The sequence below is a fragment of the Xylophilus sp. ASV27 genome, from assembly GCF_016428875.1.
In the GTDB taxonomy this organism is placed as follows: Bacteria; Pseudomonadota; Gammaproteobacteria; order Burkholderiales; family Burkholderiaceae_C; genus Xylophilus.
Window position 1 is genome coordinate 1 of sequence record NZ_JAELTO010000084.1, and the last position, 21,383, is coordinate 21,383.

The 21,383-nt window shown below is 68.4% G+C and carries 20 protein-coding genes and 2 pseudogenes; 6 read left to right on the forward strand and 16 right to left on the reverse strand.

Annotated elements, in window-relative coordinates; translation table 11 throughout:
- The 9 genes from JHD63_RS16390 to JHD63_RS16430 form a co-directional block, all read right to left on the reverse strand.
- Positions 1 to 404, reverse strand: a 404-nt coding sequence (locus tag JHD63_RS16390) for a GTP-binding protein (RefSeq protein ID WP_198971877.1), incomplete at its 3' end; no start/stop codon positions are given.
- Between the two features lie 153 nt (positions 405 to 557).
- A complete protein-coding gene (gene fusA, locus JHD63_RS16395; protein ID WP_198971878.1) occupies positions 558 to 2,660 on the reverse strand; it encodes an elongation factor G in 2,103 nt (700 codons plus the stop codon).
- A 99-nt stretch (positions 2,661 to 2,759) separates the two neighbouring features.
- The gene (gene rpsG / locus JHD63_RS16400) at positions 2,760 to 3,233 is read right to left on the reverse strand and encodes a 30S ribosomal protein S7 (protein WP_198971879.1); all 474 of its coding nucleotides are present in this window, start codon (positions 3,231 to 3,233) and stop codon (positions 2,760 to 2,762) included.
- 156 nt (positions 3,234 to 3,389) lie between these two features.
- Positions 3,390 to 3,767, reverse strand: coding sequence for a 30S ribosomal protein S12 (gene rpsL / locus JHD63_RS16405; protein WP_198971880.1), 378 nt, complete (start codon positions 3,765 to 3,767; stop codon positions 3,390 to 3,392).
- Between the two features lie 107 nt (positions 3,768 to 3,874).
- Positions 3,875 to 5,050, reverse strand: a complete 1,176-nt coding sequence (locus JHD63_RS16410; RefSeq protein ID WP_198971881.1) for a D-alanyl-D-alanine carboxypeptidase family protein — start codon at positions 5,048 to 5,050, stop codon at positions 3,875 to 3,877.
- Positions 5,051 to 5,117: 67 nt separating this feature from the next.
- Complete coding sequence (locus JHD63_RS16415; protein ID WP_198971882.1) at positions 5,118 to 5,750, reverse strand: alpha/beta hydrolase; 633 nt, start codon at positions 5,748 to 5,750, stop codon at positions 5,118 to 5,120.
- 73 nt (positions 5,751 to 5,823) lie between these two features.
- A complete protein-coding gene (locus tag JHD63_RS16420; RefSeq protein ID WP_198971883.1) occupies positions 5,824 to 6,177 on the reverse strand; it encodes a (2Fe-2S) ferredoxin domain-containing protein in 354 nt (117 codons plus the stop codon).
- The gene (locus JHD63_RS16425; RefSeq protein ID WP_198971895.1) at positions 6,174 to 7,298 is read right to left on the reverse strand and encodes a VanZ family protein; all 1,125 of its coding nucleotides are present in this window, start codon (positions 7,296 to 7,298) and stop codon (positions 6,174 to 6,176) included. Before JHD63_RS16425 ends, JHD63_RS16420 begins: the two co-directional genes overlap by 4 nt.
- A gap of 44 nt (positions 7,299 to 7,342) precedes the next feature.
- Complete coding sequence (locus JHD63_RS16430) at positions 7,343 to 7,771, reverse strand: CopD family protein (protein WP_198971884.1); 429 nt, start codon at positions 7,769 to 7,771, stop codon at positions 7,343 to 7,345.
- Between the two features lie 287 nt (positions 7,772 to 8,058).
- Between JHD63_RS16430 and hemB the strand changes: the two genes are divergently transcribed.
- Positions 8,059 to 9,069 carry a porphobilinogen synthase gene (hemB, locus tag JHD63_RS16435; protein ID WP_198971885.1) on the forward strand — a complete coding sequence of 337 codons (1,011 nt, stop codon included), beginning with the start codon at positions 8,059 to 8,061 and terminating at the stop codon, positions 9,067 to 9,069.
- A 168-nt stretch (positions 9,070 to 9,237) separates the two neighbouring features.
- On the opposite strand, the gene JHD63_RS16440 is transcribed toward hemB, so the two are convergent.
- The gene (locus JHD63_RS16440) at positions 9,238 to 9,573 is read right to left on the reverse strand and encodes a hypothetical protein (protein ID WP_198971886.1); all 336 of its coding nucleotides are present in this window, start codon (positions 9,571 to 9,573) and stop codon (positions 9,238 to 9,240) included.
- Positions 9,574 to 9,856: 283 nt separating this feature from the next.
- Between JHD63_RS16440 and JHD63_RS16445 the strand changes: the two genes are divergently transcribed.
- From JHD63_RS16445 to JHD63_RS25030, 3 genes and pseudogenes are all read left to right on the forward strand, one after another.
- Positions 9,857 to 10,765 carry a LysR family transcriptional regulator gene (locus JHD63_RS16445; RefSeq protein ID WP_198971887.1) on the forward strand — a complete coding sequence of 303 codons (909 nt, stop codon included), beginning with the start codon at positions 9,857 to 9,859 and terminating at the stop codon, positions 10,763 to 10,765.
- A 317-nt stretch (positions 10,766 to 11,082) separates the two neighbouring features.
- Positions 11,083 to 11,616, forward strand: a pseudogene (locus tag JHD63_RS25025) (PAS domain-containing protein); the annotation flags it as partial.
- A 198-nt stretch (positions 11,617 to 11,814) separates the two neighbouring features.
- Positions 11,815 to 12,225, forward strand: a pseudogene (locus tag JHD63_RS25030) (methyl-accepting chemotaxis protein); the annotation flags it as partial.
- A 22-nt stretch (positions 12,226 to 12,247) separates the two neighbouring features.
- Here the strand turns inward: JHD63_RS25030 and JHD63_RS16455 are convergent.
- The 6 genes from JHD63_RS16455 to JHD63_RS16480 all read right to left on the reverse strand — a co-directional run bounded on the left by JHD63_RS16455 (position 12,248) and on the right by JHD63_RS16480 (position 17,853).
- Positions 12,248 to 12,934 carry a dienelactone hydrolase family protein gene (locus JHD63_RS16455; RefSeq protein ID WP_198971888.1) on the reverse strand — a complete coding sequence of 229 codons (687 nt, stop codon included), beginning with the start codon at positions 12,932 to 12,934 and terminating at the stop codon, positions 12,248 to 12,250.
- A 37-nt stretch (positions 12,935 to 12,971) separates the two neighbouring features.
- On the reverse strand, positions 12,972 to 13,622 hold the full coding sequence (locus tag JHD63_RS16460) for an ABC-type transport auxiliary lipoprotein family protein (RefSeq protein ID WP_233168282.1): 651 nt from the start codon (positions 13,620 to 13,622) through the stop codon (positions 12,972 to 12,974).
- Complete coding sequence (locus JHD63_RS16465) at positions 13,619 to 14,596, reverse strand: MlaD family protein (RefSeq protein ID WP_198971889.1); 978 nt, start codon at positions 14,594 to 14,596, stop codon at positions 13,619 to 13,621. Before JHD63_RS16465 ends, JHD63_RS16460 begins: the two co-directional genes overlap by 4 nt.
- Before the next feature lie 13 nt (positions 14,597 to 14,609).
- Positions 14,610 to 15,428 (reverse strand): ABC transporter ATP-binding protein, encoded by an 819-nt coding sequence (locus JHD63_RS16470; protein WP_198971890.1) that lies wholly within the window; start codon positions 15,426 to 15,428, stop codon positions 14,610 to 14,612.
- 220 nt (positions 15,429 to 15,648) lie between these two features.
- Positions 15,649 to 16,773 (reverse strand): MlaE family ABC transporter permease, encoded by a 1,125-nt coding sequence (locus JHD63_RS16475; RefSeq protein WP_198971891.1) that lies wholly within the window; start codon positions 16,771 to 16,773, stop codon positions 15,649 to 15,651.
- A gap of 168 nt (positions 16,774 to 16,941) precedes the next feature.
- The gene (locus tag JHD63_RS16480; protein ID WP_198971892.1) at positions 16,942 to 17,853 is read right to left on the reverse strand and encodes a LysR family transcriptional regulator; all 912 of its coding nucleotides are present in this window, start codon (positions 17,851 to 17,853) and stop codon (positions 16,942 to 16,944) included.
- A 133-nt stretch (positions 17,854 to 17,986) separates the two neighbouring features.
- On the opposite strand from JHD63_RS16480, the gene JHD63_RS16485 reads away from it, so the two are divergent.
- Together JHD63_RS16485 and JHD63_RS16490 are read left to right on the forward strand one after the other, a co-directional pair.
- Positions 17,987 to 19,339: a M20/M25/M40 family metallo-hydrolase gene (locus JHD63_RS16485; protein WP_198971893.1), complete on the forward strand. Its 1,353-nt coding sequence runs from the start codon at positions 17,987 to 17,989 to the stop codon at positions 19,337 to 19,339.
- 70 nt (positions 19,340 to 19,409) lie between these two features.
- Positions 19,410 to 21,104 (forward strand): GMC family oxidoreductase, encoded by a 1,695-nt coding sequence (locus JHD63_RS16490; protein WP_198971894.1) that lies wholly within the window; start codon positions 19,410 to 19,412, stop codon positions 21,102 to 21,104.
- The last annotated feature ends 279 nt before the right edge of the window (positions 21,105 to 21,383 follow it).

Sequence of the window (21,383 nt, forward strand, 5' to 3'; positions counted from 1 at the left end):
AGGAAGACGATGATGTAGGGGACGCCGACCTGGCGCGCCAGCAGGATGTGCTCGCGGGTCTGGGGCATGGGGCCGTCAGCGGCGGAGCAGACCAGGATGGCGCCGTCCATCTGGGCGGCGCCGGTGATCATGTTCTTGACGTAGTCGGCGTGGCCGGGGCAGTCGACGTGTGCGTAGTGGCGGTTGGCCGTTTCGTATTCGACGTGCGCGGTGTTGATGGTGATGCCGCGGGCCTTTTCTTCCGGTGCCGCGTCGATCTGGTCGTAGGCCTTGGCTTCGCCGCCAAACTTCTTCGACAGCACGGTGGCGATTGCAGCCGTCAGCGTGGTCTTGCCGTGGTCCACGTGACCAATCGTGCCCACGTTCACGTGGGGCTTGGTGCGTTCGAACTTACCTTTTGCCATTTTCGATCCTTGAAAAAGAACATGCCCGTGTGATGGTTTAACGTCTGCACCATGTTGCTTGTTCCCTCGCCACGGGCAGCGAGAGGCACACGGTCGCAGACAAAAACGAGAGCAGGGCGGCGCGGCCCGAGCCGCGCCGCCCTTGCGGTCCACTTACTTGGCGCGAGCGGCCACGATGGCTTCGGCCACGTTGCGCGGAGCTTCGGCGTAGTGCTTGAACTCCATCGTGTAGGTGGCGCGGCCCTGCGACATGGAGCGCAGGGTCGTCGAGTAGCCGAACATTTCCGACAGCGGGACCTCGGCCTTGATGGCCTTGCCGCCGCCGACCATGTCGTCCATGCCCTGAACCATGCCGCGACGCGAGGACAGGTCGCCCATCACGTTGCCGGCGTAGTCCTCGGGCGTCTCGACTTCCACGGCCATCATCGGCTCGAGGATGACCGGATTGGCCTTCCTGCAGCCTTCCTTGAAGCCGAAGATGGCGGCCATCTTGAACGCCAGTTCGTTCGAGTCCACGTCGTGGTACGAACCGAAGTGCAGCGTGACCTTGACGTCCACCACCGGGTAATTGGCCAGCACGCCTTGCGTGACGGCCTCGTGGATGCCCTTCTCGACCGCGGGAATGAATTCGCGCGGCACGACGCCTCCCTTGATCGCGTCGACGAACTCGATGCCCTTGCCCGGCTCGTTCGGCTCGATCTTCAGCACGACGTGGCCGTACTGGCCCTTGCCGCCCGACTGGCGCACGAACTTGCCTTCGGCTTCCTCGACGGTCTTGCGGATGGTTTCGCGGTAGGCCACTTGCGGCTTGCCCACGTTGGCTTCCACGCCGAATTCGCGCTTCATGCGGTCCACGATGATTTCAAGGTGGAGCTCGCCCATGCCGGCGATGATGGTCTGGCCCGACTCCTCGTCGGTGTTCACGCGGAACGACGGATCCTCGGACGCCAGGCGCTGCAGCGCAATGCCCATCTTCTCCTGGTCGGCCTTGGTCTTGGGCTCCACGGCCTGGCGGATCACCGGCTCGGGGAAGACCATGCGCTCCAGCGTCAGGATGGCATCCGGGTCGCACAGGGTCTCGCCCGTGGTCACGTCCTTCAGGCCGACGCAGGCGGCGATGTCGCCGGCGCGGATTTCATCGACTTCGAGGCGTTCGTTGGCGTGCATCTGCACGATGCGGCCGATACGCTCCTTGCGGCCCTTGACCGGGTTGTAGACGGTGTCGCCCTTGGTCAACACGCCCGAGTAGACGCGCACGAAGGTCAACTGGCCCACGAACGGGTCGGTCATGAGCTTGAACGCCAGCGCGGAGAACTTCTCGTTGTCGTCGGCCTTGCGGTGGACTTCCTTCTCGTCCTCGTCGGTACCTGCGACCGGCGGGATGTCCAGCGGGGACGGCATGAGTTCGATCACGGCGTCGAGCATGCGCTGGACACCCTTGTTCTTGAACGCCGTGCCGCACAGCATGGGCTGGATTTCGCAGGCGATGGCGCGCGTGCGCAGGCCCTGGGTGATCTCCTCTTCGGTCAGATCGCCCTCTTCCAGGTACTTGTTCATCAGCTCCTCGGAGGCCTCGGCGGCCGCCTCGACCATCTTCTCGCGCCATTCCTTGGCGGTTTCGAGCAGTTCGGCCGGGATTTCCTCGAAGGTGAACTTCATGCCCTGGGACGCTTCGTCCCAGATGATGGCCTTCATCTTGCGCAGGTCGACCACGCCCTTGAAGTTCTCCTCGGCGCCGATCGGAATCACGATGGGCACGGGGTTGGCCTTCAGGCGCAGCTTCATCTGGTCGACGACCTTGAAGAAGTTGGCGCCGGTGCGGTCCATCTTGTTGACGAACGCGAGGCGCGGCACCTTGTACTTGTTGGCCTGGCGCCAGACGGTTTCCGACTGGGGCTGCACGCCGCCCACGGCGCAGTACACCATGCAGGCGCCGTCGAGCACGCGCATGGAACGCTCCACCTCGATGGTGAAGTCCACGTGGCCCGGGGTGTCGATGATGTTGATGCGGTGCTCGGGGAAAGACATGTCCATGCCCTTCCAGAAGCAGGTCGTGGCAGCCGAGGTGATCGTGATGCCGCGCTCCTGCTCCTGCTCCATCCAGTCCATGGTGGCAGCGCCGTCGTGCACTTCACCGATCTTGTGGTTCACACCGGTGTAGAACAGGATGCGCTCGGTGGTCGTGGTCTTGCCGGCGTCGATGTGCGCCGAGATACCGATGTTGCGGTATCGCTCGATGGGGGTCTTGCGGGACATGAGTTTCTCCTGAAACGGCGCAGAGCCCGCCCGCCGCAAACGCAGCAGGTCGGGCTCACATCGCCTGAAAGGCTTGAGGGCCTTAGTTGGGTACGGTTCTTAGAAGCGGAAGTGGCTGAAGGCCTTGTTCGCCTCGGCCATGCGGTGCACTTCGTCGCGGCGCTTCATGGCGCCGCCACGGCCTTCCGTGGCTTCGAGCAGCTCATTGGCCAGGCGCTGCGCCATGGACTTCTCGCCGCGCTTGCGGGCGGCTTCCTTGATCCAGCGCATGGACAAGGCCAGGCGGCGCACCGGGCGCACTTCCACCGGGACCTGGTAGTTGGCGCCACCGACGCGGCGGGACTTCACTTCCACCATGGGCTTGACGTTGTTGATGGCAACGGTGAAGGCTTCCAGGGGATCCTTGTCCGGGTTCTTCTTCTCGATCAGGTCGAGCGCGCCATAGATGATGCGCTCGGCGACGGCCTTCTTGCCGCCTTCCATGATGACGTTCATGAACTTGGACAGTTCGACATTGCCGTACTTAGGGTCCGGCAGGATTTCACGTTTGGGGACTTCGCGACGACGTGGCATTTTTCACCTCTTGTTTGCTTCAGTTGGCGCCCTGGCGGACACCGCGAGAGCCAGCAGGACTCTCACTTACTCGACCCGGACATCGGGTCACTACGCTGCATCTCCGCGCCACGCGGGAAACAGCACCATTTTGTTGACCGACTGGAAACGCAGGGCTTACTTGGCCTTGGGCTTCTTCGCGCCGTACTTGGAGCGCGCCTGCTTGCGATCCTTGACGCCTTGCAGGTCGAGCGAGCCGCGCACGATGTGGTAGCGCACGCCGGGGAGATCCTTCACACGGCCGCCGCGGACCAGCACCACGCTGTGTTCCTGCAGGTTGTGGCCTTCGCCGCCGATGTAGGAGATGACTTCGAAGCCGTTGGTCAGGCGCACCTTGGCGACCTTGCGCAGAGCGGAGTTCGGCTTCTTCGGCGTCGTGGTGTACACACGGGTGCACACGCCACGGCGCTGGGGCGAGTTTTGCATCGCGGGGCTCTTGGACTTGGTCTTTTCGACCTCGCGCCCCTGACGCACGAGCTGGTTGATGGTTGGCATTAAAACGTCCCTAAACGTTTGGAAAACAAAAACGTGAAACCCTTCGGAATTTTTCCGAAAAGCCCGCGAGTATAGCAGCGCCCCCTGCCGGGGGCAAATGCTGCTGCTTACTTGATCCAGAGACGAATGGAATCCCAGGCCCGGCCGAGGAAGCCGGCCTGCGGCACGGCCTCCAGCACCACCAGCGGGACGTCGAGCAGCGGCTGGTCGGCGACGGAGACCTTGAGGGTGCCGAGCGCCTGGCCCTTGTCGAACGGCGCCACCAGCGGATCGGGGCGCGCGACCTCGGTCTTGATTCTGGCGCCGCTGCCGGCGGGCACGGCCACGACGATGGGCGCCGGGCGACCGAGCTTGATCTGGTTGCTGGTGCCCTTCCAGACGCTGGGGGTGACCACCGCCTGGTTGGCATCGAACAGCTTGACCGCGTCGAAGGCGGTGTAGCCCCAGTTGAGCAGCTTCTGCGACTCGTTGGCGCGGGCGCTCTCGCTGGCGGCTCCGAGCACGATGGAGAGCAGGCGGCGCGGGCCGACGCCCGGCAGGTCGCGCTTGGCAGTGGCCACCAGGCAGTAGCCGGCGGCCTGGGTGTGGCCGGTCTTCAGGCCGTCGACCGTGGGATCGCGGTACAGCAGCGTGTTGCGGTTGTGGCTGTTGCTGGCCGGGGTGCCGGGGTAGCGGTAGTCCTTCAGGGCGTAGTAGCCTACGTACTCCGGAAAGTCCTGCATCAGCCGCGTGGCCAGCAGGGCAAGGTCGCGCGCGGTGGTGGTGTGGCCGGGCTCGGTCAGGCCTTCCGGGTTCTTGTAGCTGGTGTTGTGCATGCCCAGGACCTTGGCCTGGTCGTTCATCATCTGCACGAAGCGCTCGGCGCTGCCCCCCACGGCCTCGGCCAGCGCCATGGTGGCGTCATTGCCGGACTGCACGATCATGCCCTTGATCAGGTCTTCGACCGGGACCTGCATCTTCGGGTCGATGAACATGCGCGAGCCGGGCATCTTCCACGCGCGCACGCTGACCGGCATGGTCTGCTGCAGCGTGATCTTCTTGGCCTTGAGCGCGTCGAACACCAGGTAGGCCGACATCAGCTTGGTGAGCGAGGCGGGCTCCACCGGCATGTCGGCATCCTTCTGCGCCAGCGTCTGGCCGGAGGTGACGTCGAACAGCAGATAGGCGCGCGCCGCGATCTCCGGCGGTTGCGGCGCCTGCGCGGCGGCCGGCAGGACGGCGATGAAGGGCGCGGCAAGCGCGGCGAGGACGAGCGCGCGGAGCGTCGGCAGGATGCGGGTCATGGGGTGGCGAAATGCGGGGGAGTGCGGAAAAGAAAACGGCGGCGAAGGTACCAGCGCAGGGCAGCGCTCAGAGCACCTGCAGGTGGCGCACCACCAGGGACTTGAGCAGGGGCAATTGTCCGTGGAAAAAATGGCCGCCTCCCGGCACGACTGTCACAGGAAGTGACTGCGGCCGCGCCCAGTCCAGCACGGCGGCCAGGGGCACGGTGTCGTCCTGCTCGCCATGCACGACCAGGGTGCGGGCGTGCGCCTCGGGCGGCAGCGCGGCCACGGTGAAGCGGCTGGCGGCGGTGCCGACGAAGACCACCTGCCCGGCCGGCCGCGTCGGCCACAGCGCGGCCAGCGCCTGGCTGGCGACGAAGGAGCCAAAGGAGAAGCCGGCCAGCGCCAGCGGCCCGTGCGGCGCCACCTGCTCGATCACGGCCAGCAGGTCGTCCGCCTCGCCGCGCCCCTCGTCGTGCGTGCCGGCGCTCGCGCCCACGCCGCGGAAGTTGAAGCGCACCGCGCTCCAGCCGCATTGCACGAAGGCGCGCGCCAGGGTCTGCACCACCTTGTTGTCCATGGTGCCGCCGAACAGCGGGTGCGGGTGGCAGATCAGGGCCACGCCGCGCGACGGGCTGCCCTCGGCGGGCGCGTCGCGCAGCGCCTCGATGGCACCGGCGGCACCCGCCAGGCGCAGGGATTCGGTCCGGGAATTCATGGTTTGCTATTTATTTTATAGCTAAAAGCCCAGATACTACCTGGGCTTGATCCACATTTCACTCGAAAAATGCTCAGCGGCCGACGTTGGGCGGCAGCAGCAGGCGCTGCACGACTTCGCCCCGGCCCAGGTGCGCCTCGACGATCTCGTCGATGTCGGCCTCGTCGACGAAGGTGTACCAGACCCCTTCCGGATAGACCACGGCGACCGGCCCGCCGGCGCAGCGGTCCAGGCAACCAGCCTTGTTCACCCGCACCTTGCCCGGGCCGGCCAGCCCGGCCGCCTTGACGCGCGCCTTGCAATGGTCGAAGCCGCGCTGCGCGTCGTGGCGCGCGCAGCTCTCCTCGCCGGACTTGCGCTCGTTGAGGCAGAAGAAGATGTGGCGCTGGTAATAGGAAGAAGGTGCGGGCGTGCTCATCGCCCTCATTCTAGGAGGCGCTCGCGGCGCGACACCCGCACCAGCACATAGACCAGCACCACGTACGGCCAGATCCAGCCCAGCCATTGCACGACGCCGTGGAAACGGATGAAGCGCCCCTGCTCCCAGGTCTGCAGCGTCTGCGCGAAGTAGGCGCTGGTGGGCGCCTCGTTGAGCAGGTTCAGGTGCACCGCCAGCGCCAGCAGCGCCAGCGCGGCACAGCCGCGGCGCGGCAGCGGCAACGCCAGCGCCGCCAGCACCAGCGCGGCCGCCAGCCCGATCTGCACCGGAAAGCTCAGCCACACCCAGGCATGGGCCGGCGCATAGGTGAGCGCGGAGGACAGGCTCGTCGCCGCCACGCCCAGCGCGAGGATGGCGAGCGCGGACACCGCGCGCTGGCGCCGGGTGCGCACGATGCTGTAGGCCAGCAGGCAGGGCACGAGCGCGCCCAGCACCACGCACAGCAGTTCGGCCCCGGGCAGCAGGGGCTGCAGCTCGACGTCGCGCAGCGGCAGCCATTGCAGGAACGGGGTGTCGTCCAGCAGCACGGCCAGGCTCTCCTCCAGGCGCTCGGCCACCTGGCCCAGGCCGAAGGGCACCGCCATCGGAAACAGCAGCGCCACCGGCCACAGCGCCAGCAGGGCCAGCGCGCCGCGCGCGTCGGGCACGAACCAGCGCCCGCGCAGCCGGTCCCAGCGCGCGATCGCGCCCAGCGGCTCCAGCACCCAGGCCAGGAAGGCGCCGGCCACGGCACCGGCGCTGTTGAGCGCCAGGTCGACGTTGGAGGGCACGCGCATCGGCAGGTAGCTCTGCAGCGTCTCCATGCACAGGGAGAGCACGCCGCAGGCCAGCGCCGCCAGCAGCACGCCACGCACGCCGCGGCCCGAGCGCAGCGCGGCCAGCCCCAGCAGGAAGCCCAGCGGCGCATAGCCCAGCACGTTGGAAATGAGGTCGAACCAGGTCCACCAGCGCGGCAGCGGCGCGCTCAGGAAGGCCCAGGGCGCGATGCCCTGGTCGCGCCAGTCGGAGAACGGATACAGGCTGGCGTAGACGATCAGCGCGGCATAGGCCAGCGCCAGCGGCCAGGCGGAGCTGGACCGTGCGCGTTGCGGTGGCCGCCGGTCTTCCAGTGTGAATTGCGAAGGGCGCCTGGGTTTCACGGGGCGCGCCGCGCTCAGAAAGGCTTGACCACCACCAGCACGACGGCCGCCAGCAGCAGCAGCACCGGCACCTCATTGAACCAGCGGAACCACACATGGCCGCGCTGGTTGCCGCCGGCCTCGAACTGCCGCATCAGGCGGGCGCAGACATGGTGGTAGCCCACGGCCAGCAACACGACCAACAGCTTGGCGTGCATCCAGCCGTTGCCCGGACCGCGGCCGATGCCGTACCCCAGGAACAGCCAGCCGCCCAGCAGCAGCGCCGGCACCGCCAGCAGGGTGGAAAAGCGCAGCAGCTTGCGCGCCATCAGCAGCAGGCGATCGCGCTCGGCGGTCGAGCCGGGCGGCACCTGCGCCAGGTTCACGAAGATCCGCGGCAGGTAGAACAGGCCGGCGAACCAGCTCGCGACGAAAACGATGTGCAGGGCTTTGATCCAGAGCATGGCCATCATTCGAGTGTAGGCCGGACAGGCCAAAAAAAACCCGGTCCCTCTGCGAGGGCCGGGTGGAGGAAGCCTTTTTGCTGTCACACATCAAGGCACCCGCTCAGGGAGGAAAAGCGGGGAACGGCGCAAACCGTCCGCGGTCGAATTTAGCGAACTGTGACTTTTGTCGCAAGAAAAACTGTTACCGTGGCGGAACGAAAAACGAAGGTTGTGGTGCAATTGCCTCTCGCGCCCCCTGCTTCGCTTCGCGGGCGGCGCCCCGAAACCACCGTTGCGCCGCTGCCATGCACCACTCCTCCCCTACCCCCTACCCCCTCGCCCGCCCACGCCGGCTGCGCCGCGACAGTTTCACCCGCGACCTGGTACGCGAGCACCAGGTCACGGCGCATGACCTGATCTACCCGGTGTTCGTGCTCGATGGCGAGCAGCAGCGCCAGGCGGTGGCCTCAATGCCCGGCGTCGAGCGCCTGAGTCTGGACCTGCTGCTGCCGGTGGCCGAGGAATGCGTGGCCCTGGGCATCCCGGTGCTGGCGCTGTTCCCGGTGATCGACCCGGCGCTCAAGACTCCGGACGGGCGCGAGGCGACCAACCCGGACGGCCTGGTGCCGCGCGTGGTGCGCGCGCTGAAGTCGCGCTTCCCGGAGCTGGGCGTGCTGACCGACGTGGCACTGGACCCGTACACCAGCCACGGCCAGGACGGCCTGCTGGACGAAAACGGCTACGTACTCAATGACGAGACCATCGAAGTGCTGGTGCGCCAGGCGCTGACCCAGGCCGAGGCCGGCGTCGACATCGTCGCGCCCAGCGACATGATGGACGGGCGCATCGGCGCGGTGCGCACCGCCCTGGAGGAATGCGGCCACATCCACACCCGCATCATGGCCTACAGCGCCAAGTATGCGAGCGCCTTCTACGGCCCCTTCCGCGACGCGGTGGGTTCGGCCAGGAATCTGGGCAAGAGCGACAAGAAGACCTACCAGATGGACCCAGGCAACAGCGACGAGGCGCTGCGCGAGGTGGCCATGGACATCGACGAAGGCGCCGACATGGTGATGGTCAAGCCCGGCATGCCCTACCTGGACATCGTGCGCCGCGTGAAGGACGCGTTCCGGGTGCCCACCTTCGCCTACCAGGTCAGCGGCGAATACGCCATGCTCAAGGCGGCGGCCGGCAACGGCTGGCTCGACAACGACGCCGCCGTGCTGGAAAGCCTGTTGGCCTTCAAGCGCGCGGGCTGCGACGGCATCCTGACCTACTGCGCGGTGGAAGCGGCACGAATGCTACATAAAAAATAGCATAAAGCCCAGAAAAATCCTGGGCTTGAGGCATTTTTTAGGCTTATTTTCCCGACCCAGGCAGGCAAGACCGGCGAAAACGGTTCCCCCCAAAAGGAAAAGAACCGGAGGCCTTGCGGCCCCCGGCTCTCCTCTGGCTCTTTGTGGGCTGCGCGCCCATCCGTCATTTTACATGGCCGAGTAGCCGGCCTCGCCGCGCGCGACCATGCCTTGGCGCTGGGCCTGCCGCGCCTCCGCCGCCACGGTGGCGCGGCTGGTGGTGGACTCCTCCATCTGCAGCGCGTACTGCGAGCGCTGATCGCCCTCGCCAGTGGCGGCGATCGGCGTCACCGGGCCGGTGGCGCGCTCCAGCAGCCGGTAGCCGGGGGGCGCCACCTGGGGCTGGATCTGCAACGCATAGGGCGACAGGTTGTCGCCCTCGCCCATCGAAGTGGACGCAGCGTGCGCGCCTACGGAAGCAACGGCAGAAAGAGCGGCGATAGCGAAGAGTTTGGATGCGTTCATGATAATTCCTTGCGGTTGGTTGGCAAATCGAAGCGAAAACCCGGGGAACCGGCCCACGGGCCTCGAAGCCCCAGGGTTTTTCTCTATTGCATGCTTTGTGAATTGCATATGACAGCAAAGTTTCGTGCTTAAATGCCCTCCGGAGGAATCACGGCATTTCGGAATCAGAAACAATTGCCCACCACTTTTCCACCGAACCGGGTCCGCATTTTTGATGTAAGCCGATTCCTACGAAGGGAGAAGCCCCCCGAGACGCCCAGCATACGTTTCAGGAATTGAAACAATGGATTCCCTGGATCTCATCAGGACTTTCCGCGAGGTAGCCCTGCGCGGAAGCTTCTCGCGCGCCGCGGCGCCCCTGGCCATGTCCAAGGCCAACGTGAGCAAATACGTGGCCGAACTCGAGTCGCGGCTGCAGGTGCGGCTGCTGCACCGCTCCACGCGCACGGTCCGCCTCACCGACGCGGGCCGCCTGCTGCTGGAGCGCAGCACGCCCCTGCTCGAGATGATGACGCTGACGCAGAACGAACTCAGCGAACATGCGGTCCAGCCGAGCGGACGCCTGCGCATCGCCGCGCCGCACGGCCTGGGCGCGTCGAGCCTGCCATCCATCCTCGGCAGCTTCATGGAGCGCCATCCCAAGGTATCGCTCAGCCTGCACCTGAGCAACAGCATGGTCGACCTGATCGAGGAAGGCATCGACGTGGCCCTGCGCGTCGGCACGATCCAGGACACCAACCTGATCGTGCGCCGCTTGCGGCCCGTGGAATTCGTGGTGTGTGCCGCGCCCGCCTACTGGGACCGGCACGGCCGCCCGCTGCACCCGGACGATCTCTCGGCGCACGACGCGCTGACCTACTCGCTGGCCGGCCCCCAGCCGCATTGGCGCTTCGAGGTCAATGGCAGGCCGCACACGGTCGCCCTGAAGAGCCGCATGGAAGCCACCGACGCTGCCCCGCTGCTGGCCGTGGCCGAGCAGGGGCTGGGCGTGGTCTGCCTGCCGCGCCTGCTGCTGCAGCAGCGGCTCGACGCCGGAGTGCTGGAGCAGGTGCTGGCGGGCCACTCGCCGCGCGATGTCTGGCTGTATGCCGCCTATGCGCAGCGGCGGCACAACAGCGCGGCCATGCGCGCCCTGCTGTCGCACCTGGAGGAGCATTGGCAACAGCCCCCGCCGCGCCGCCCCGAACCGTGAAGTAGTTCCTCACTCCCTTGGTAACCTGCTTCCAGCCGAGAGCAGCATGAACGGCAGGCACTTATACTTGAACGCCGTCTGCGAGCGCCGAGCTACCGGAAAGGTGCATCCGTGACCAACAGCCCCACCACCTCTCGCCACAACTGGCTTGGCTCCCTGCGACGCCGCCTCATCGCACACCGCCAGTTGGATGCGCTGCAGCGCACCCAGGCGGTGGTGGAGTTCGATCCCCAGGGCACCATCCTCGGGGCCAACGCCAACTTCCTGTCGTTGATGGGCTATCACCAGCGCAGCTGCTCGGCCAGCACCACCGGCTGCTGGTCGACCAGGAAGAAGCCGCCAGCTCCGAATACCGCGCTTTCTGGGAGCGTCTGCAGGCAGGCGAGGCCTTCGTCGGGCGATGCCGCCGCCTCAAGGCCGACGGCAGCGACCTCTGGCTGCAGGCCAACTACAGTCCGATCATCAACCCGCGTGGCCGGGTGACCCGCGTCGTGAAGTACGCGATGGACATCACCCCCGAGGTGTTGCACGACGCGGAAGTGCATAGCCAGCTCACGGCCGTGGGACGGTCGCAGGCGGTGATCGAGTTCTCGCTCGACGGCCGCATCCTGCGCGCCAACCGCAACTTCCTGGACGCGCTCGGCTATGAGCGCGAAGAGGAAGTACTTGGCCAGCACCATCGCATCTTCGTGACGCCCGAGGAACGCGATTCGGCCGCCTATGCGGACTTCTGGCGGCACCTGGGCCGCGGGCAGTTCCATCAGGGCCAGTTCCGCCGTGTCGGCAAGCAAGGCCAGGAGGTGTGGATCGAGGCCAGCTACAACCCCGTGCTCGACTACATGGGGCGGCCCTTCAAGATCGTCAAGTACGCCACCGACATCACGGCGCGCTTCAAGGCCACGCGCATGCTGCAGAACGCCTTCCAGGAACTGCACACGCTGGTGACCGAGAGCGCCGCGCGCGCCGACGACGCCCACGCCCAGACACGCCAGGTCGCCACCGCGGCGGGCCAAGGCGCCACGGCGGCGGAACGCGCGGCACAGACGATGAGCGGCATCCGCTCGGACTCGGCACGCATCGCCGAGATCGTCGGGCTGATCGACGGCATCGCCTTCCAGACCAATCTGCTGGCGCTCAATGCCGCGGTCGAGGCCGCGTGCGCCGGAGAGCAGGGGCGGGGCTTCGCGGTCGTGGCCAGCGAGGTGCGCGGCCTGGCGCAGCGCAGTGCCTCGGCCGCGAAGGAGATCAAGAACCTGATCACCACCTCTTCCGAACAGGTGCAGGAGGGCGATAGCCAGGTGCAGGAGGCCGCGCGCATGATGCACGACATCCAGTCCGCCGCACGCCAGGCCTCCGACATCATGGAAGGCATCGTGCAGGCGTCGCACACCCAGGGAACGCGCCTGGGCGAGGTCCACGACGCGATGACCCACCTGGAAGCCGCGGTCGCGCGCCGCTGAGCGCCGGGCCGCGGCGCAGCCCTCAGCCCAGATGTTGGGCGAAGAAGCCCAGCGTGCGCTCCCGCGCCAGCCTGGCCGAAGGCACATCCCACGCCGCGCGCTGGTCGCAGTTGAAGCCGTGGTCGGCCGGGTAGACGTGCACCTGCACCTGTGGCTGGCGCTCGATGAAGGCCTGGACGCTGGGCAGCATGATGTGCTGGTCCTTTTCGCCGAAATGCGCCAGCACCGGAACCCTCGGCGCGCGGCCGGCTTCCGCACCGGTCGTCATGCCGCCGCCGTAGTAGGCCACCGCCGCCGACAGGCCCTGCAGCTTCTCTGCCGCGCGCCAGACCAGCAGGCCGCCCCAGCAGTAGCCGACGATGCCGACCTTGCCGGCCCGCGCCGCGTAATCGATCGCCGCCTGGATGTCCTGCAGCACGCCGGGCGCGGGCAGGGCCTCGACTTCGGCCTTGAGCCCGATGCCCTCCGTCATGTCGGCGCCGCTGTAGCCCAGTTCCACGTTCGGCCGGACCCGCGAAAACGTGGCCGGCGCCACGGCCAGGTAGCCCTCGGCCGCATAGCCGTCCGCGACCGAACGGATGTGCGCGTTGACGCCGAAGATCTCCTGCAGCACCACGACCGCGCCCCGGGGCGCGCCGGCGGGCTGCGCCACGTAGGCGGGGAACGCGAAGCCGTCTGCGGCGGTGAGGGTGATCGTTGAAGAGCCCATGGTGTTCATGTCCTTTGAGGCAAGGTGCTGAAGCTGGTTATGGCGCGGCAGCCTGCGCCAGCCAGTCGCCGATCTGCTGGGCCGCGTCGTCGGTGGCCGTGGCCAGGGCCTTGGCGCCGCCGGCGGCGTCGGCCGTGGGGGCGGGCTGGCGCGACAGCACCAGGCGTTGGGCGATCAGGCGGTCGCCCTCGGGCAGTTTCTCGACCAGCGTGGCGCGCAGGCGCAGCACGCCGGCGCTGCTGGCCGGGCTGTCGAATATCTGGCTGAATTCCTCGAGCTGCAGACGCAGGATCAGCGGCAGCTTGCCGTCGATGCGCTGCAGCGAGGCGCTGTCGTCCACGTCCAGCACGGCGCGGCGCTGGCCCAGGCGCTCGCGCAGGCGCTGGGCCACCAGTTGCGAGGGCGGCAGCGTCCAGCGCGCCAGGGCGTAGGGCTGCAACTGCTGGGCGTCGGTATAGGCCAGGCGGTACATGAGCATGGCGCTGTCGAGCACGCCGCTGGCGTCGATGTCGGCCAGCGCGATGGGCGGCAGATCGGCGATGCGGCTCTGCGGCTGCACCGCCACCTGGCCGGGACCGAAGTCGTAGAGCAGCGGGCGCGAGGGCCGCTCCGGCAGCGAGGAGCAACCCGCCAGTACGGCGAGCAGCAGGGCGGCGGCTGGCATGGCGATGCGGTGGATCGTATTCATCGGCTGGCTCCTGGTGCGACAAAGCCCGGCTCCCCGGGGCCAGGCCGGGGGGCGCCGTTGCCGAAGAGCAGCGATTGCGGGTTGTCATTGATGTTGGTGACGGTGCGGCCCAACTGGCGCACGGTGCGCGAGGCGTCGTCGCCGACCCGGTTCAGGCGCGGCAGCGTGGTGGTGCCGAACTGATCCACCGCATGGCCGAGCGCGCCGGAGCCCTGCGCGAGCCGGTCGAGCGGGCCATCCTTCTCGTTCAGGCGGCGCGCGGTGGTGCCGATCTCGCTGGCGGCGCCGGAGACGTCCTGCGCCGCCGCCTGCAGGGCCCGCAGCGCGACGCTGGCATCGCCCACGGCGCGCGGTATGCCGGCGAGCACCGGGTCGACGCGCTGGGTCAGCGTGCTGTCCAGATGCTCGGTCAGGCGCGCGATGTTGGCCGAGGACTGCGACAGCCCGGTGAGCGTGGTGGAGAAACGCAACTGGTTCTCGTCGGACAGCAGCGTGTTCAGGCGGCGTCCGGCTTCCTCCACCTGCGCCAGGATGGCAGGCGCGCTCTCGGTGAGCTTGCCCAGTTGCGAGGGCTTGATCGGCAGCCGCGGAACGCCGTCGCGGCCCGGCGGCGCGGCCGGCTGCGGCTGGCCGTCGTCGTCGAGCTGGATGAAGGCCAGGCCGGTGATGCCCTGGTAGGCCAGCGTGGCGAAGGTGTTGGGCGTGAGAGGCGTGTCGTCCTGCACCGCGATGCGCATCAGCACGTTGCCCGAGCTTTCGCCGTCGAAGCCGATATGCGTCACCTTGCCCACCGGCACGCCCTTGTAGCGCACCGGCGCCTGCAGTTGCAGGCCGGTCACGGTGTCCTTGGTGGTGAGTTCGTACTCGCGGTAGTTGCCGCTGTCGCGCGTGAGCCAGAAGGCCAGCAGCACCAGCAGTGCCGTGACCACCAGCACGAACAGGCCGGCGGCAAAGGCGTGGGATTTGTTTTCCATGGGGTCCTCTCTTTCAGCCGGCCGGAACCGGCGCCATGGCGCGCCGGCCGCGCTCGCCCAGGAAGTAGTCGTGAATGAAGGGATGGTCGACCTGCGCCACCTCCTGCGGTGTTCCGCTGGCGATGATGCGCTTGTCGGCCAGCACCACCACGCGGGTGCTCAGCGCGAACAGCGTGTCCAGGTCGTGCGTGACCATGACCACGGTCAGGCCCAGTTCCTGGTGCAGTTCGCGCAGCAGGGTGCAGAAGGCGTCGGCGCTGCTCGGGTCCAGGCCGGCGGTGGGCTCGTCCAGCAGCAGCAGCGGCGGGTCCATGGCCAGCGCGCGCGCCAGCGCCACGCGCTTGACCATGCCTCCGGACAGGTCGGCGGGCATCTTGCTGGCGTCGGCCGGCTTCAGGCCCACCATCTGCAGCTTGACCATGGCCGCGTCGCGCGCCAGCGCCACCGGCACCGTGCCCAGCTCGCGCAGCGGGAAGGCGATGTTCTCCAGCACGTCGAAGGCCGAGAACAGCGCGCCCTGCTGGAACAGCATGCCGACGCGGCTGGACGCGCCGCGCCGGCCCATGCGCGCGGCCGGTTCGCCGAGCACGGTGACCTCGCCGCGCGCCGGCGTCTCCAGGCCCAGCATCTGGCGCAGCAGCACCGTCTTGCCGGTGCCCGAGCCGCCGACCAGGCTCAGGATCTCGCCGCGGGCGATGCTCAGGTCCAGGTCCTGGTGCACCACCACCTGCTCGCGGCCGCTGCCGAAGGCGGTCCACAGGCCGCGGATCTCCACCACGGGCGCGTCAGGAGCGCGCGCTGCGGCGGGGGTGTCGGTGTCGCACAACGTCATCTGAGCCTTCCCTTGTGCCGGGCACCGCCGGCAGCGCACGCAGGCGCTGGACACGCAGGGCCGCGGAGCAGGCCATCCGCGGACATCCGCGGAACCGGCTTCGCCGGGCCGCTGGAGAGGTCTTGCGGGCCGCACCGGACCTTTCGTGTCCGGGCTCGGTCCCCAGCAAGGGGGTTGGCGCAGCGACATGCAGTGCGCGAAGACCGGGGGTGTTCCATTCTCATATCCCGACGTTGCGGAACACGATGGCGAACAGCGCGTCGATCAGGATCACCACCGTGATAGAGGTGACCACCGACGCGGTCGTGCCCTGCCCCAGGCTCTCGGTGTTGGGCTTGACGCGCATGCCGAAGTGGCAGCCGACCAGCGCGATCAGCACGCCGAACACGAGCGACTTGAACATCGCCACCGCCAGGTTGGAGGGCAGCACCGCCTGCGGCAGCGAGTTGAGGAAGAAGGCCGGCGTGACGCCCAGGGACACGTCGGCCGCGAGCATGCCGCCGGCGAGCGAGGCCAGCGTGGTCCACACCGCGACCAGCGGCATCGCCACGGCCAGCGCCAGTGCGCGCGGCATCACCAGCCGGAAGCCCTGGGCGATGCCCATGACGCGCATGGCGTCGAGCTCCTCGGTCACCCGCATCACGCCAATCTGCGCCGTGATGGCCGAACCGGAGCGCCCGGCCACCAGGATGGCGGCCAGCAACGGCCCCAGCTCCCGAATGAGCGAGATGCCCAGGATATTGACGATGAACGCGTCGGCACCGAACTGCTTGAGCTGCATGCTCATCAGGTAGGCCAGCACCACGCCGATCAGGAACCCGACCAGCGCGGTGATCGGCAGCGCCATCGCGCCCATGCTGTAGAGGTGGCCGGAAATGTCGCGCCAGGGCCCCTGCCACGGCGCGCGCAGCAGGCGCAGGCAGTCGATCAGCAACTGGCCGACCAGGCGCGTGCCATAGCGCATGTGGCCCACCGCATGGATCACCTTGAGGCCCAGCGAGTCGATGCCCTGGGCGAAGCCGCCCTTGGCGGCAGCGGGTGCCGGCACGGTGAAACGCGCCACGCGCTCGAGCATGGCGCGCTGGCCGGCAGAGACCTCGACCGCGTCCGGCCAGCCCTGCTGCCAGTGGTCCCACAGCAGCTGCGCGCCAATGTGGTCGAGCTGCTGCACCGCCTGCAGGTCCCAGCGGCCGTCGGCGGCGCGGGCGCCCTGCAACTGCGCCGACAGCGTGCGCCAGGTGGCGCGGTCTGCCAACTGCGCGGCCGTCCACCGCCCGGCGAGCGTGTAGCCGCGTGCACCGCCCTCGGCATCGGCGAGCATGAGGCGGGGTTGGGCGTCGTCCATGGGCGGCGTCGAGGGCAAGCGGGAAGCGGGGGTGGATGAGGAGAGAAAGGGACAGGATCCACGCGATCCTAGCGGCGTGGGCGCGTGGGCATTGTCAGCCAACAGCGCGCGTTGCGGACAGCAGGCGGAAAAGAGAAGGCCCGCCACGTGAGCGGATGCGGCCGAGCTTCAGCCCCGCTGCCACCACACCCGTTGCAGCGCCGCCAGCGCCGCGGCCAGCGCAGGTTCATGCTGCCGCGCGCGCAGGCAGGCGAAACCCAGCGTGCAGCCCAGCGATACGCGGTCGGCCACCACCAGGCCGCGCGCCTGGCTTTCGCGGATGGCGATCGCATCGCGCACCAGCGACAGGCCCACGCCCGCGCGCACCAGGTCCAGCATGGAGGCCTCCTGGTCGACCCGGGCGACCTGGCGCGGCGCCACGCCCAGCGGGCCGAACACGCCCGCCAGCAGGCGGTGGTGCACCGACTCCGGCGGCGTGCCCAGCCAGGGCAGCGCGGCCAGGGCCTTCCACTGGCGCCCGAGCACCTGCGGGCCCCAGCCCGCCGGCGCCAGCACGCGGTAGGTGAAGCGCACCAGCGGACGCAGCAGCATGTCGGCCGGCGGCGGGTCGGGCAGGTCGCCGAGGTAGAACGCGCCGTCCAGCGCGCCGCTGGCCAGGGCCGGCAGATGGTCGCCGCTCATGGCCTGGCGCAGGTCGGTGTCGATCTGCGGCGCGCCCGCGAGCAACTCGCGCAGGAAAGCCCCGAGGCGCGTGAATTCCGGGTCCAGGATGGTGCCGATGCGCAGGCTGCCGCGCGGCGTGCCGCGCAGTTGCAGGGCGTTGTGGTCGAAGTCGGCCAGCGCGGCCAGCGCGCGCTCGGCCTGCGGCAGCAGCGCCGCGCCATCGGCCGTCAGCGCCAGCCCCTGCGGCGTACGGCCGAACAGGACCAGACCGGTGCGCGCGGCCAGCGCCTTGAGCTGCAGGCTGACCGCCGGCTGCGACAGATGCAGCTGCTGCGCCGCGCGGGTGACGTTGCCCTCGCGCGCCACCGCGACGAAAGCGCGCAGGCTCTGCGGATCGGGCCCGGCGAGAGATGTCATGTTATTTTCATAAATTATGAATGGATTGAATCAATTTAGGGCTGAAGCCCAGATAGAACCTGGGCTTCACGACCCATACTCAATTTTCTCTTCATAAAAAATGCAAATGCAACGAGGCAAATGCTGCACTACCATGGCTTCCTGTCCGGCGGCCCGCGCGGCCGCTCCTTTTCTGTTCTTTTGCCGAGGTTCGTCCGTGTCGCTTGCCCCCACTCCCCGGGCCACCCTGGCCGCGGCACTCTTCGCCTGCACGCTGGCGTTCGCCGGCAGCCCGCTGCGGGCAGCCCCCGTCACAGCGGTGCACGAGCTGGCCCAGCAGGAGAAGGGCCCGCTGCTCGGCACCCTGCGCGACCTCGTCAGCATCGAGTCCGGCAGCCAGGACGTCGAAGGCCTGGCCCAGATCGCCGCGCTGATCCGCGACCGCCTGGCGCAGCTCGGCGGCAAGGCCGAGATCATGGAGCCGGCAGAAGTCTTCCGCATGGACGACACGCCGCCCAAGACCGGCGCCATGGTGCATGCCGAATTCAAGGGCACCGGCACCCGCAAGATCATGCTGATCGCCCACATGGATACGGTCTACCTGCGCGGCATGCTCAAGGACCAGCCGTTCCGCGTCGACGGCGACCGCGCCTACGGGCTGGGCATTTCCGACGACAAGCAGGGCGTGGCGCTGATCATCCACACCGTCGCGCTGCTGCAGAAGCTCAAGTTCAAAGACTACGGCACGCTGACGGTGCTGATCAACGGCGACGAGGAAATCAGCTCGCCCGGCGCGCGCGCCACCATCACCCGACTCGGCAGCGAGCAGGACGCGGTGTTCTCGTTCGAGGGCGGCGGCGAGGACGGCGGCCTGCGCCTGGCCACCAGCGGCATCGGCGCGGCCTACCTGAGCGTGGAGGGCAAGGCCTCGCACGCCGGCGCGGCGCCCGAGAAGGGCGTGAATGCGCTGTACGAACTGTCGCACCAGCTGCTGCAGCTCAAGGACCTGTCGCAGCCCGAGCGCGGCCTGAAGCTCAACTGGACCGTGTCGCAGGCCGGCACCAACCGCAACGTGATCCCGGCGCGGGCCACGGCTCAGGCCGATGCGCGCGCTCTCAAGGTGGCGGACTTCGAGCAGCTCGAGGCCACGCTGCAGCAGCGCGTGCAGAACAAGCTGCTGCCCGACTCCAAGGTGCAGGTGAAGTTCGAGGTGCGCCGCCCGCCGCTGGAGGCCACAGCCGCTTCGCGCAGCCTGGCGGCCCATGGCGCCGTGGTCTACCAGGAACTGGGCCTGCCGCTGAAGGTCTACGAAGCCGCCACCGGCGGGGGCACCGATGCCGCCTTTGCCGCGCTCAAGACCAAGGCCGCCGTGATCGAGGGCTTCGGCCTGAGCGGCTACGGCGCGCACTCCAACGATGCGGAATACGTGCAGATCGGCTCCATCGTGCCGCGCCTGTACCTGTCGGCGCGCATGATCATGGACCTGTCACAGAACAAGATGAAGTAAGCCGCTGCGCCGGCGCGGGGCCACTGCCCCGCCGCCGCGCAATGCCGGCTGCCAGAAGGAGACAAGACTGATGAGCGAGACACTCGCCTTCGACTACATCGTGATCGGCGGCGGCACCGCCGGCGCCCTGCTGGCCAACCGGCTCTCGGCCGACGCGCGCAAGCGCGTGCTGCTGGTCGAGGCCGGCCGCCGGGACGACTACCACTGGATCCACATTCCGGTGGGCTACCTCTACTGCATCGGCAACCCGCGCACCGACTGGCTCTACCAGACCGAGCCCGATGCCGGCCTGAACGGCCGCACGCTGCGCTATCCGCGCGGCAAGACGCTGGGCGGCTGCAGCAGCATCAACGGCATGATCTACATGCGCGGCCAGGCGCGCGACTACGACGGCTGGGCCCAGCTCACCGGCGATGACGCCTGGCGCTGGGAGCAGGTGCTGCCGGCCTTCCGCCACCACGAGGACCACTACAGGGGCGGCGATGCGCTGCACGGCGCCGCCGGCATGGCCGCCACCGACGGCTACCGCGGCAGCGGCCATGAATGGCGGGTGGAGAAGCAGCGCCTGCGCTGGGACATCCTCGACGCCTTCTCGGCCGCCGCGCAGCAGGCCGGCATCCCGGCCACCGACGACTTCAACCGTGGCGACAACGAGGGCGTGGGCTATTTCGAGGTCAACCAGAAGAACGGCTGGCGCTGGAACACAGCCAAGGCCTTCCTGCGGCCCGTCTGCTATGGCCGGCCCAACTTCGAGATGTGGACCGGCGCCCAGGCCACCCGCCTGCTGCTGGAGCGCCAGCCCGATGGCAGCCTGCGCTGCAGCGGTGCAGAAATCTGGAACGGCCACGAGACAGTGACCGCCCGCGCCGGACGCGAGGTGGTGCTGGCCGCCGGCGCCATCAATTCGCCGCAGTTGCTGCAGCTCTCGGGCCTCGGCCCGGGTGCGCTGCTGCAGCGCCATGGCATCGGCGTGCAGGCCGACCTGCCCGGCGTCGGCGCCAACCTGCAGGACCACCTGCAGATCCGCTCGGTCTACAAGGTGCAGGCCACCGGCAGTGTGCACGCCACGCTCAATACGCTGGCCGCCAGCGTCTGGGGCAAGGCGCGCATCGGACTGGAATACGCCTTCAAGCGCACCGGCCCGATGAGCATGGCCCCCTCGCAGCTCGGCGCCTTCACGCGCAGTGACCCGGCCCGGCCCCACCCCAACCTCGAGTACCACGTGCAGCCGCTGTCGCTCGACGCCTTCGGCGAGCCGCTGCACCGCTTCCCGGCCTTCACCGCCAGCGTCTGCAACCTGAACCCGACCAGCCGCGGCACGGTGCAGCTGAAGTCGCCGCGCTTCGAGGACGCCCCGGCCATTGCACCCAACTACCTCAGCACCGCCGAAGACCGCCAGGTGGCCGCAGACTCCCTGCGCGTGACGCGCCGCATCGTCGCCCAGCCCGCGCTCGCGGCCTGGAAGCCGGAGGAATGGAAACCCGGCGTGCAGTACCAGAGCGACGAGGAACTGGCGCGGCTCGCGGGCGACATCGCCACCACCATCTTCCACCCGGTGGGCACCACGCGCATGGGCCGCACGGACGACCCGCAGTCAGTGGTCGATGCGCGCCTGCGCGTGCTCGACGGCCGCGGCGGCACCGTGGCAGGCCTGCGCGTGGTCGATGCCGGAGTGATGCCCACCATCACCAGCGGCAATACCAACAGCCCGACCCTGATGATTGCGGAGAAGGCGGCGCGCTGGATCGTGGCTGATGCCGCCTGAAGCGCCTCTGGGCGGCCCCATGGCGCGGACGCACAAGACACAAAGGCTCGGAAGGTCGCGAAGCAGGCCATGCCAGGACATCCGCGGAACCGGCTTTGCCGGGCCACTGGATGTGCCCCCTTGAGAGGGAAAGCGAAGACGCGAAGCGCGTAGCCTGGGGGTGTTCCAGACTCAGCGCAGTCGCCCGACGTAGCGTGGGTCCGGCCCGTCGGGCGCGGGGGGAGCCGCAGGCGCCGGCGCAGCAGGCGGTGCGGCCGGCGGCAGCAGGCCCATGGCCCG